General features: G+C 67.8%; 8 protein-coding genes. 6 read left to right on the top strand and 2 right to left on the bottom strand.

The window, feature by feature from the left end; all coding sequences use genetic code 11:
• The first annotated feature begins 25 nt into the window (after positions 1-25).
• Entirely contained in the window at positions 26-991 is a 966-nt protein-coding gene (locus tag IB259_RS00890) for a tripartite tricarboxylate transporter substrate binding protein (RefSeq protein ID WP_054458197.1), read from the top strand.
• 123 nt (positions 992-1,114) lie between these two features.
• Positions 1,115-3,031: a S9 family peptidase gene (locus IB259_RS00885; RefSeq protein WP_054458198.1), complete on the top strand. Its 1,917-nt coding sequence runs from the start codon at positions 1,115-1,117 to the stop codon at positions 3,029-3,031.
• On the opposite strand, the gene IB259_RS00880 is transcribed toward IB259_RS00885, so the two are convergent.
• Positions 3,021-4,232: a GGDEF domain-containing protein gene (locus IB259_RS00880; protein WP_175162740.1), complete on the bottom strand. Its 1,212-nt coding sequence runs from the start codon at positions 4,230-4,232 to the stop codon at positions 3,021-3,023. The genes IB259_RS00885 and IB259_RS00880 overlap by 11 nt on opposite strands.
• A 555-nt stretch (positions 4,233-4,787) precedes the next feature.
• Between IB259_RS00880 and pgaA the strand changes: the two genes are divergently transcribed.
• Genes pgaA through pgaD form a run of 4 tightly spaced genes read left to right on the top strand, consistent with a single transcriptional unit; the run spans position 4,788 to position 11,093 of the window.
• A complete protein-coding gene (gene pgaA / locus IB259_RS00875; protein WP_192327090.1) occupies positions 4,788-7,259 on the top strand; it encodes a poly-beta-1,6 N-acetyl-D-glucosamine export porin PgaA in 2,472 nt (823 codons plus the stop codon).
• 20 nt (positions 7,260-7,279) lie between these two features.
• Positions 7,280-9,313, top strand: a complete 2,034-nt coding sequence (gene pgaB / locus IB259_RS00870; protein ID WP_054458201.1) for a poly-beta-1,6-N-acetyl-D-glucosamine N-deacetylase PgaB — start codon at positions 7,280-7,282, stop codon at positions 9,311-9,313.
• Positions 9,310-10,650: a poly-beta-1,6-N-acetyl-D-glucosamine synthase gene (gene pgaC / locus IB259_RS00865; RefSeq protein ID WP_118934541.1), complete on the top strand. Its 1,341-nt coding sequence runs from the start codon at positions 9,310-9,312 to the stop codon at positions 10,648-10,650. Before pgaB ends, pgaC begins: the two co-directional genes overlap by 4 nt.
• The gene (gene pgaD, locus IB259_RS00860; RefSeq protein WP_054458203.1) at positions 10,647-11,093 is read left to right on the top strand and encodes a poly-beta-1,6-N-acetyl-D-glucosamine biosynthesis protein PgaD; all 447 of its coding nucleotides are present in this window, start codon (positions 10,647-10,649) and stop codon (positions 11,091-11,093) included. The genes pgaC and pgaD overlap by 4 nt, the downstream gene beginning before the upstream one ends.
• A 62-nt stretch (positions 11,094-11,155) precedes the next feature.
• Here pgaD and IB259_RS00855 read toward each other — a convergent pair whose 3' ends face one another.
• Positions 11,156-12,400, bottom strand: a complete 1,245-nt coding sequence (locus IB259_RS00855; RefSeq protein WP_054458204.1) for an MFS transporter — start codon at positions 12,398-12,400, stop codon at positions 11,156-11,158.
• Positions 12,401-12,460: the final 60 nt, after the last annotated feature.

The raw sequence follows: 12,460 nt of genomic DNA, 5'->3' as shown, positions 1-12,460 counted from the left end.
TCATTCCCCGCACAGGAGCCACCCCATGTTTCGATACGCAATCAAACTCGCGGGACTGCTGGCCGCCGCCTGCCTTCCCATGTATGCGCAGGCGCAGCCCTATCCCGACAAGCCGGTGCGCCTGATCGTTGCCTACACGCCCGGCGGCGCCACCGACGTGATCGCCCGCATCCTCGCGGCAAAGCTCAGCACCAGTTGGGGCCAACAAGTCATCGTGGAGAACAAGTCCGGCGCCAGCGGCATGATAGGCGCCGAACAGGTCGCGCGCGCCACACCCGACGGCTACACCCTGCTGCTGGCCTACACACCCGAGGTCTCCATCAACAAGCTGGTCTACAAGCAGATGCGCTACGACCCGTTGAAGGACCTGCAGCCCATCGCCCTGGTGGCGGATGCGCCGCTGGTGCTGGTCAGCGGTCCCAAGCTGCCCGCCACCACCTACGCCGATCTCAAGCAACAAGGCGCAAAGGCGCCGCTGGTGTACGGTTCGCCGGGCATGGGCGGCCAGCAGCATCTGGCCGGCGAACTGCTGCGGGTGCGCTCCGGCATGAACCTGACCCACGTGCCCTACCGCGGCACGGCGCTGGCCGTGGCCGATCTGGTGGGCGGCCAGATCGATATCTTCTTCGCCACGGCGCCAGCCATCATCGGCCAGATCGGCGCCGGCAAGCTGCACCCGCTGTTCATCGCCGGTCCCCAGCGTCAGGACATCCTGCCTTCGACCCCGACGGCCAAGGAGGTCGGCCTGGACGACTTCGACATTTCCAACTGGTTTGGCCTGTTCGGCCCCGCCGGCATGCCGCCGGCCCTGGTGGAACGCATTTCCAAGGACACGGCCCAGGCGCTGCAGGCCGCCGACGTGAAGGAAAAACTGCAGGGCCAGGGGCTGGCCATTTCCTACAAGCCGCCCCAGGAATTCAAAACCTTCATCGGCGCCGAAATGGCCAAGTACGGCGCCATCGTCAAGGCCACGGGGCTGGAGCCGCAATAAGGCCGGCGCAGGCCCGGCAGCGTCCGCGGGCGGTTCGACACCGCCCGCGCCGCTATGGCATTATCGGCGGACCACCCGGCGGCCGGCCTCAAGCGCCCGCCGCGGCAACTTCGGAGGTCCCCCTTGTTCTCATTCCTCAAGCGCACCGTCCTGGCCGCCAGCATCATCGGCGTCTCGCTGGGCGCCAGCGCCGCGCAACCGCCGCGCGTCTATCCCCTCAAGGATTTCTTCCGCAACCCCGAACGGGGCTTCTTCCGCCTGGCCGACGACGGCCGCACATTGGGCTTCATGCAGCCCACCAGCGTGGACGGCAATCCCGCCCGCATGAACATCTACGTGCAGCCGCTGCAAGGCAGCACGCCTGTCGGCGACCCGCGGCAACTGACCAGCGAGACCGCGCGCGACATCAGCAACTTCTTCTGGAAAGGCGCCGACGTGGTGCTCTACCAGAAGGATTTCGGCGGCGACGAGAACTTCCACGTGCTGGCCGTCAACGCCAAGACCGGCAAGATCACCGACCTGACGCCGTATGAAGGCGTGCGCGCCGGCATCGAGGACGATCTGGAAGACGATCCCGACCACGTCCTCATCAGCCACAACCAGCGCAATCCGGAAGTCTTCGACGTCTACCGCGTCAACGTCCACACGGGCGCCGCGGAGCTGGTGGCGCAGAACCCGGGCAACATCGTCGGCTGGCAGACCGACCACGCCGGCAAGGTGCGCGCCGCCGTCGCCAGCGACGGCCTGAACACCACCCTGCTCTACCGCGACGACGAATCTTCCGAATTCCGTCCGCTCATCACCACCGACTACCGCACCAGCGTCAGTCCGGCGTTCTTCACCTTCGACGACAAGAAGTTCTACGCCCTGTCCAACCGCGGGCGCGACAAGCTGTCGCTGGTGGTGATCGACCCCGCCCAGCCCGAGGCCGAGGAAGAAATCTTCACGCCCGACACCGTCGACCTGGATTCCGCCGGCTACTCGCGCAAGCGCCGCGTGCTGACGGTAGCCGCCTACCAGACCGACAAGCCGCAATACAAGTTCTTCGACGCGCAGAGCGAGACGCTCTTCAAGAAACTGTCGGCCAAGCTCACTGGCTACGACTTCGCCATCCAGGGATCCAACCGCGACGAAGACAAGTTCATCGTCGCCGCCTACAACGACCGCACGCCCGGCTCGCGCTACATCTACGACGCCGCCGCCGATACGCTGACCAAGCTGGCCGACATCAATCCCGCCATTCCCGAGGCGGACATGTCGCGCGTGCAGCCCATCAGCTACCAGACCCGCGACGGCCTGACGGTCCACGGCTACCTGACGCTGCCCGCCGGCCGCGATCCCAGGAACCTGCCTTGCATCGTGAATCCTCACGGCGGTCCGTGGGCGCGCGACGGCTGGGGCTACAACCCTGAAGTCCAGTTCCTGGCCAACCGCGGCTTCTGCGTGCTGCAGATGAACTTCCGCGGATCGACCGGCTATGGCCGCGCCTTCTGGGAAGCCAGCTTCGGCCAATGGGGCCTGAAGATGCAGGACGACATCACCGATGGCGTGCAGTGGCTCATCGGGCAAGGCATCGCCGATCCCAAGCGCATCGGCATCTACGGCGCCAGCTATGGCGGCTACGCCACGCTGGCCGGCGTGGCGTTCACGCCCGACCTGTATGCCGCCGCGGTGGACTACGTGGGGGTGTCCAACCTGTTCACGTTCATGAAGTCCATTCCGCCATACTGGAAGCCCATGCTGGACAAGATGCAGGACATGGTGGGCGACCCCGAACGCGACCGCGAACGCCTGGCCGCCACCTCGCCCGCGCTGCACGCGGACAGGATCAAGACGCCGCTGTTCGTGGCGCAGGGCGCCAAGGATCCGCGCGTGAACAAGGACGAAAGCGACCAGATGGTCAAGGCGCTGCGCGCCCGCGGCGTCGAGGTCGAGTACATGGTCAAGGACAACGAAGGCCACGGCTTCCACAACGACGAGAACAAATTCGAGTTCTACGAAGCCATGGAGAAGTTCCTGACGGAACATCTCAAGCCCTGACCTCCTCCTCCACCACCGTCGGGCCGCGCTCCTGCGCGCGGCCCGCGGGACGGCCGATCCAGGCCATCTCGACGCGGTCGCGCCCATGTTCCTTGGCGCGGTACAGCGCATCGTCGGCGCGCGCCAGGATGCCGTCCGCGCCGTCTCCCGACTGATACGAAGCCAGGCCGCCGCTGGTGGTCATCCGTACTTCGCGCCCTTGCAGGTGGAAGGGCGTGTCGCGCAGGGCGTCGCAGACGCGCTGCGCCTGCACCAGCGCGCGGGCCGGATCGCAGTCGTACATCAGCAGCACGAATTCCTCGCCGCCCAACCGGCCGAATCGGTCGCTGGCGCGCACCGCCCGCTGCACCACCTTCGAAAAATGGCGCAGCGCCGCGTCGCCCGCGGCATGGCCGTAACGGTCGTTGATGGACTTGAAGTGGTCGATGTCCAGCACCAACACCGCCAGCTTGCCGCCGGCGCGCTGGCAGCGCTGCAACTCGCGCTCCAGCTCGTCCAGGATGCTGCGGCGCGAATAGGCGCCTGTAAGGCCGTCGAAGGTCAGCGCAGCTTCCATCTGTTCGGACAGGCTGGTCTGGATCAGGAGCAGCAGCGCCAGGAACAGCCCGGGCACGGTCACCGTCCCGCAGACAATGAAGAACAGGCCCCAGGGACTGGGCTCGAGCAGCGACGAGGGTTCTTGTCCGCCCACGCTGTAGACCGCCAGGCGCAGGGCATGCAGCGCGGCCAGGCCGAAGCTCGCCAGCATCATGTACAGCATCACGCCGCGCGTGTGCAGCCGCTTGCGCTGGCGGAAGAACACCATGCCCGTCGCCATCATGGCCACGAAGGTGTAGGCGGAAAACAGCAGCATGCGCGCCCGCAGGTCATCCGCCACGTACAGCAGCAGCGCGAACGCAGCGATACTGAGCGCGCCCAGCGCCGCCGTGCGCCGCGCCAGCGGACGCAGGCCGAAGAACTGCCGCACGCCGACGTAGACCAGGCTGACCGCGCAGACCCAGGCGGCGTTCGAGGCCATCACATAGACGGCGGACGGCAGGATGGGCGAGGCCGCATAGGCCAGCAGCGACAGCACGGCCAGCGCGTTGCCCGCCGTGAACGCGGCGACGCCGCCCACGTCGCGGGCGCGCAATGGCGCCAGCAACGGCAATGCCAGAGCCGTGGCCAGGCCCCACATCAGAAAGAAAAGAGAAGTCGTCATGGTGTTTGCCGGCTTGCGCCCCGCGGGCGTTCGCCGTCGCTCGTCATTGCTGTTGCACTGGGTTCATGCCTCATGAGGCGGCGTTACATCCCACCACCCCTGACGCTTTTTGTTACCCGTACAGCGACAGACCGGCACAACCTGGCGCCCGTCCGTCGCCGCACGCCGTTTCGCCCTGAACCTTTACCGCCCGCGCCAAGACGATTGCGCGGCAAGCGACGAAGAATACGCCACGGCCGCACTTTCGCCATGGCCCTTTGCACTAATTGACAGTTGACTGACAGTTAACACACTTATAATTCGGGCCATTGACGGTGCCATCAAGAGCGCCGCAATCACGCCCTACGGGCGTGGCGCGTACTAGCCATGCACTCCCATAGCGCGAGTGCGAAGGTCCCCGCAGCGGGCGCCGCGCAGTCCTAACCAAAAAGTGTTCCTTCCCGCCGCCGCCGGCGCCTTTGTGCTGCGCGTCGCCTCGGCTCGCGCCGAAAAAAGGCACGCCCACGGCCGGCCGGACCAGGAACGCCCCGAGTCGCAACTGCGGAAGTATTACAGATGCAAAACAGAGGATCGACACCCCTGGGTGCCGTTGGACCGAGACTGAGCCTGCTGGCGGCTTGCGCCATCCTGGCTCCAGCCATAGCGCTGGCCGGCCCCGGCAACGACTACGACGCCTTGATCGCCAGAGCGCGCGCCGGCGACTACGAGCCCGCGCTGGCGATGCTGCGCCAGCAAGGTCCGGCCGGCGGCAGCCGCGCCATCTACGACCACATCATCATCGCCGGATGGGCCGGCAAGCCCGCCGAAGCCGTCGCCGCCTACGAGCAATTGCCGCAAGGCGCGGCGCTGCCCGGCGACATCCAGCTTTCCGTCGCGCGCGCCTACCGCGACCTGCAGCGCTGGCCCGAGGCGCTGGCCGCGTACCAGGCGGGCGCGCGCCGCCATCCCGGCCAGTCCGCTTTTCGCGCCGGCGAAATCATGACCCTGGCCGATGCCGGCCGCTACCCCGAGGCGCGCGAGGCTGCGGCGCGCTGGCTCAAGCGGCATCCCCGCGATGTCGACGCCCGCCTTGCCCTGAGCTACGTCCACGCCCGCCAGGGCGAGCCTTATGAAGCGCTGCACCAGGCCGACCTGGCCCTGGCCGCCGCGCCCGGCACCCCTTACGTGTTGCGCGAGTACATCTGGGCGCTGCAGCGCGCGCGCATGGCGGACGTGGCGCTGGAGCTGGCGCGCCGTCACCAGGATCTGTTCGACGCTGGCCAGATGCGCGGCTTCGAGGCCGACGCGCTGGCCCAACAGGTGCGGCTGGCGGCCATGCCCACGCGGTCGGAAGCTGAACGTTTCGTGTTGGCCGACAAGGCTTTGGCGCGTTACGACGAACTGATCCCCGTCTGGCAGCAGCAGGAAGACGCCCGCGCCGACGCGCTGCGCGCCCGTATCGACCGCTTGCACGCCCTGCACGTCCGCGTGCGCATGGCCGATCTGGTCCGCGAATACGAAGCCCTGCTGGCCGAGGGCGTCACGGTGCCGCGTTACGCCTTGAACGACGTGGCATCGGCCTACCTGTACGTGCGCCAGCCCGAACGCGCCCGCGACATCTATCGGCAGGTCGCGGCCGACGACGCCCTGCGCGGCGACGATGCCGAGCAGCGCCTGGCGACCGAGACCGGCCTGTACTACTCGCTGGCCGAGGGCGAACAGTTCAACGAGACCAGCGCTGTCACCGAAGGCGTCGAATCGGGCTACGCCCCCTGGCTGTACTACAAGGGCCAGGCCACCCGCATGCCCAACGACCTGAACCTGGAAAGCCGCCAGACCCTGGCGTCGGCTCGCCTGCAGGCCAACGACACCGTCGCCGCCCGGCAGCGCCTCGAAGAGATGGTCGAGAACGCGCCCAACAACTCCGGACTGCGCAGCGACCTGGCCACCGTCTACCGCGCCCAATCGCTCCCCCGCGCCTCGGAAGTCGAATTGAAGATGGCCGAGACCCTGGCGCCGCGCAGCCTGGGCGTGGAGAACGGCCAGGGCTTCACCGCCCTGGACTTGCAGGAATGGCGCCAGGCCGAAGCGCTGTCGCAGGACACCATGGCCCGCTCGCCCGAAAACCTGACCAGCCGCCGCTTGGCGCGCGAATGGGAAGTGCACAACAAGGCCGAGCTGCGCATCAACGGTTACCGCGGCCTGGCATCCGACAGCCCGGTCACCGGCAGCGGCGACTTCGGCATCGACGCCGTGCTGTACTCCGCGCCGCTGGACTACAACTGGCGGGTCTTCGGCGGCGGCGGTTACGCCTCCGGCGACTTCGAGGAAGGCCGCGGCAACTACCGCTGGCTGCGCACCGGCGTGGAATGGCGCGGCCGCGACCTCACGATCGAAGGCGAAGTCTCCACCCACGACTATGGCCACGGCGTGAAGCCGGGCGCGCGCCTGTCGGCCGCCTACGACCTGGACGACCATTGGCAGGTGGGCGGCTCGGGCGAAATCATGTCGCGCGAAACGCCGCTGCGCGCGCTGACTAGCGGCATCTATTCCAACAGCCTGTCGGCCTACGTGCGCTGGCGAGCCGACGAGCGCCGCGAATGGACGCTGGCGCTGTCGCCTTCGCACTTCAGCGACGGCAACAACCGTTGGGCGCTGGGCCTGGCCGGGCGCGAGCGCGTCTACACCTCGCCGCACCTGCTGGCGGACCTGGAGTTCGAGGCGTCCACCCAGCGCAACAGCCACGACAGCAACGTGCCCTATTTCAATCCGCGGTCGGACCTGATGCTGCTGCCCGGCGTGCGCCTGACGCACACCCTGTACCGCCGCTACGAAACCGCCTGGGAGCAGATCGGCACCCTGGGCGCAGGCGCTTACACCCAGCAAGGCTACGGCACCGGCGGCGTGATCGCACTGGGCTACGGCCAGCGATACCGCGCCAACGACGTCCTCGACATGGGCGCCATGATCACCGGCACCAGCCGCCCGTACGACGGCGAACGCGAGCGCGAACTGCGCATCGTGTTCGACCTGACGTACCGCTTCTGAACCCGGATCCGAGTAACGCCATGATGCTTAAAACCCATACCCGCCTGATTCTCGCCGGCCTGCTGTTGCTCGCGATCCTGGCGCTGACCGCCTGCGCCAAGGACATCCCGGTCTACACGCCGCCGGACCAGCGCCCGCTCGCCCCCGCCGAACAGCCCTGGGTGCAGGGCCAGTTCCTGGCCCTGGCCTACCACGACGTGGAAGACGAAGACCCCGACCAGGGCTTTCTCAGCGTGCGCACCGACCGTCTGGTCGAACAGCTGGCCTGGCTGCGCGCCAATGGCTACCAGGCCGTCACCGTGGATCAGATCCTGGCCGCGCGCCAGGGCGGCAAGCCGCTGCCCGAGCGCGCCGTGCTGCTGTCCTTTGACGACGGCTACCGCAGCTTCTACACCCGCGTGCTTCCCATCCTGAAAGCCTATCAATGGCCCGCGCTGCTGGCGCCGGTCGGCGTCTGGATGGACACGCCGGCTAACCAGCGCGTGGACTTCGGCGGCAGCCCCGAAGACCGCAAGCGCTTCCTGAACTGGGACGAGGTCCGCGAGATCTCGCGCTCGGGGCTGGTCGAGATTGCCGCGCACACCAATGCCTCGCACTACGGCGCGCTGGCCAATCCCCAGGGCAATACCGAACCCGCAGCCGCCATCCGCGCCTATGACGCGCAGACCCGCCGCTACGAGACCGAAGCGGAGTTCGACGCGCGCATGGGCGGCGACGTCGCCGCCATCACCGAAAAGATCCGCCGCGCCACCGGCAAGAAGCCGCGCGTCTGGGTCTGGCCTTATGGCGCCGAAGGCGGTTCCACCCTGCGCATTACCGCCGAGCACGGTTATCAGCTGGCGCTGACGCTGGAGGACGGCCCGGGCCGCGTCGGCCGCCTGATGTCCACGCCGCGCCTGCTGCTGTCCAGCGACCCGACGCTCAAGCCCTTCGCCAACAGCGTGGTCGGCATGGAAGCCCAGCCCTTCATGCGCGTGGCGCACGTGGACCTGGACTACGTCTACGACCCGGACCCGGCGCAGACCGACCGCAACCTGGGCGAGCTGGTGCAGCGCATCCTCGACATGCAGATCAACACGGTGTTCCTGCAGGCCTACTCGGACCCCGTGGGCGACGGCCTGGTGAAGTCCGTCTACTTCCCCAACCGCTGGCTGCCTATGCGCGCCGATCTCTTCAACCGCGCCGCATGGCAGCTGCACAACCGCGCCAACGTGATGGTCTACGCCTGGATGCCGGTGCTGTCCTTCGACCTGGATCCCGCCCTGCCCCGCGTCACGCGCTGGCAGGAAGGCCAGGCGCAGCCAGAGCCGGATCCCGACCAGTACCGCCGCCTGTCGCCGTTCGACCCGACCGTGCGTGCGCGCATCGGCGATCTGTACGAGGACCTGTCCCGCTACGCGATCTTCGACGGCATCCTGTTCCATGACGACGCGCTGCTGTCGGACTTCGAAGACGCCAGCCCCGGCGCGCTGGCCGCCTACCGGGCCGCGGGCCTGCCGGGCAGCATCGCCGAACTGCGCGCGGATCCGGACACCCTGCAACGCTGGACCCGCTACAAGAGCCGCGCGCTGGTGGACTTCACCGCCGAACTCACGCAGCGGGTGCGCGCGGTGCGCGGCCCGCAGATCAAGACGGCGCGCAACATCTTTGCCGAACCCATCCTGAATCCCGGCAGCGAAACCTGGTTCGCGCAGAACCTGGACGACTTCCTCGGCGCCTACGACTGGACCGCGCCGATGGCGATGCCGCTGATGGAAAACGTGCCCGCCGGCCAGGAAAACGCCTGGCTGGACCGGCTGGTCGATACCGTCGCGCAGCGCCCCGGGGCGCTGGACAGGACCGTGTTCGAGCTGCAGGCCCGCGACTGGCGCACCGGCCCCGGCCGCCCCGAAGCCACGCCGGTCGACACGGCCGTGCTGGCCGGCTGGATGAAGCGGCTGCAGCTGCGCGGCTCGCGCAGCTTCGGCTACTACCCCGACGATTTCTCGCAAGACCAGCCCCGGTTGCAAGGCATCCGGCCCGCCATCTCCGAAGCCTGGTATCCGATCAAATGATAGACCGACTGATTGCCCTGCTGATTCTCTGCGCGGTGCTTGGCGCGCCCTTCGGCTTCACCCTGATGCTGACCGGCGAAGCGCTGCTGGGCTTCGTGTTCTTCTACCCCCTGTTCATGTCCGGCATGTGGATGGCCGGCGGCATCTACTTCTGGTGGCATTGGGAGCGGCACTGGAAATGGGGCAAGGACAGCCAGCCGCCAGTCCTGGCCGGCAATCCGCTGGTGTCCATCCTGGTGCCCTGCTACAACGAGGCCGACAACGGCGAAGAGACGCTGCTGGCCGCCCTGGGCCAGAACTATCCGCACATCGAGGTCATCGCCATCAACGACGGCTCCAGCGACGGCACCGCCGACATGCTGGACCGCATGGCCGCCGCCCATCCGCGGCTGCGCGTGGTGCACCTGGCGCAGAACCAGGGCAAGGCCATGGCGCTGCGCATGGGCGCCATGGCTGCGCGCAGCGAGTACCTGGTCTGCATCGACGGCGACGCCATGCTGGACCCGGACGCGGCCGCCTACCTGGTGGCGCCGCTGATCGACAACCCGCGCGTGGGCGCCGTCACCGGCAACCCGCGCATCCGCACCCGCTCCACCATGATCGGGCGCATCCAGGTGGGCGAATTCTCTTCCATCATCGGCCTGATCAAGCGCACCCAGCGCGTCTACGGCCAGGTGTTCACCGTATCCGGCGTGGTCGCCGCCTTCCGGCGCGCGGCGCTGGACCGCGTGGGCTACTGGAGCCTGGACATGATCACCGAGGACATCGACATCAGCTGGAAGCTGCAGCGCGACCACTGGTCGATCTTCTATGAGCCGCGCGGCCTGTGCTGGATCCTGATGCCCGAAACCCTGCGCGGACTGTGGAAGCAGCGGCTGCGCTGGGCCCAGGGCGGCGCCGAGGTCTTCCTGAAGAACCTGCGTTCGATCTGGGTCTGGCGCCACCGCCGCCTGTGGCCGCTGATGGCCGAGTTCTGCCTGTCCACCGCCTGGGCCTTCGCCTTCGGCGTGTCGGTGCTGCTTTGGGCCGTCAGCCAGGTGGTCACGCTGCCCAACAACATGCAGATCGCCAGCCTGATGCCGCCCGCCTTCACCGGCATGATGCTGGCCGTGGTCTGCCTGCTGCAGTTCGTCGTCAGCATCCTGATCGACCGCCGCTACGAGCCCGGCCTGGCCCGCTCGCTGTACTGGGTCATCTGGTATCCGCTGGCCTTCTGGATGGTGAGCCTGTTCACCACCCTGGTCAGTTTCCCCAAAGTCATGCTCCGCAAGCAGGCCCGGCGCGCGCGCTGGACCAGCCCGGACCGGGGCATCAAATCACCGGACGCAACGTCATGATCATCACCACGCAACGTTCCCGCGCAGGCTATCTGTTCGACCTGGTCCTGACCGCCGTCGGCTGGTTCGCCTTCGTCTATCTGTTCGGCGCCGGCATCCTGGCGATCCTGCGCGCCGCCGCGGGCGGCCCCGATGTCTCGCTCTGGCCGGTGTTCCTGCCCACCGTGCACACGCTGTGGGGCTATGCGCTGCTGGCCCTGATCAACGCGGGCGTGCTGGTGGGCTGGGCGGTCTACAACCACCGCAAGTTCGCAGGTAAGGACCGCCGCAAGCCCATCAAGCCGGTGGGCGACCGCCGCGTGGCGGCCAGCTTCGCGATCAGCCCGGCGCAGCTGATGCAGGTGCGCTCCGCGCACACCTGCGTCGTCCACCACGGCGCGGCCGGCGACATCACCGGCATCGACATCAGCCGCCCCCGCCTGAACGCGGTGCAGGCCGGCTGATGCGGTCCCTGCCTGGCGCTGTAAGCCTCCTGGCTTGACGGCGCCAGGCCCGGCGCCCGCCTTCAGCGGCGCGCCTTCTCCACATTCGGCAGCAGGATCGCCACCACGCCCAGCAAGGGCAGATAGGCGCAGACCTGGTACACATAGCCGATGCTGGTGGCATCAGCCAGCTTGCCCAGCGCCGCGGCGCCCACGCCGCCCATGCCGAAGGCAAAGCCGAAGAACAGTCCGGCGATCATCCCCACCTTGCCCGGCACCAGCTCCTGCGCATAGACCACGATGGCCGAGAACGCAGAGGCCAGCACCATGCCGATGATCACCACCAGCACGCCGGTCCAGAACAGGTTCACATAGGGCAGCAGCAGCGTGAACGGCGCCACGCCCAGGATGGACACCCAGATCACGATCTTGCGGCCGATGCGGTCGCCTACCGGTCCGCCCACCACCGTGCCTACCGCCACCGCGGCCAGGAACAGGAACAGGTAGAGCTGCGCCTCGCGCACCGACAGCGCGAACTTGTCGATCAGGTAGAACGTGAAATAGCTGTTCAGGCTGGCCAGGTAGAAATACTTGGAGAACACCAGCACGCCCAGCACCGCCAGCGCGCCCAGCACCTGGTTGCGCGACAGCCCGTTGCCCGCGCCCTCGCGCCGCGCGCGCGGCTTGAGCAGGACGCGGTTGGCGCTGTACCAGCGGCCGATGCCGGTCAACACCACGATGCCGAACAGCGCCGCCAGCGAAAACCAGGCCACGCTGCGCTGCCCGTGCGGGATGATGAAGAGCGCGGCCAGCAGCGGCCCCAGCGCCGAGCCCACGTTGCCGCCCACCTGGAACAGCGACTGCGCCAGGCCGTGGCGTCCGCCGGAGGCCATGCGCGCCACGCGCGAGGATTCCGGGTGGAACACCGACGAGCCTGTGCCCACCAGCACCGCGGCCACCAGCAGCCAGCCGAACGACGGCGCCATCGACAGCAGCAACAGCCCCACCAGGGTGAAGCCCATGCCCACCGGCAGCGAGTACGGTTTGGGATTGCGGTCCGTATAGAAGCCGATGAAGGGCTGCAGCAGCGAGGCCGCGAGCTGATAGACCAGCGTGATCAGCCCGATCTGCGCGAACGACAGGCTGAATGAATCCTTCAGCATGGGATAGATGGCCAACAGGATCGACTGGATCATGTCGTTCATCAGGTGCGCCACGCTGATCGCGCCCAGCACCTTGAAGGCGGTGGACGGGTCCGAGGAAGCGGCGGACGGCGGGACCGGATTGGCGTCGGCGACGCCGGCGGCGGAGTTCTGAGGGGGATTCATGGGCGATGGACGCAAGTAATGGGGATGGACATGTCCAGCGCCACGCCGGACCAGTACCCA

Origin of the sequence: Achromobacter sp. ACM04, assembly GCF_014851465.1 — a bacterium.
Taxonomy (GTDB): domain Bacteria; phylum Pseudomonadota; class Gammaproteobacteria; order Burkholderiales; family Burkholderiaceae_B; genus Achromobacter; species Achromobacter aegrifaciens.
Note: the sequence above shows the minus strand (reverse complement) of the source record. Positions and strands in the feature narration are given on the sequence as shown.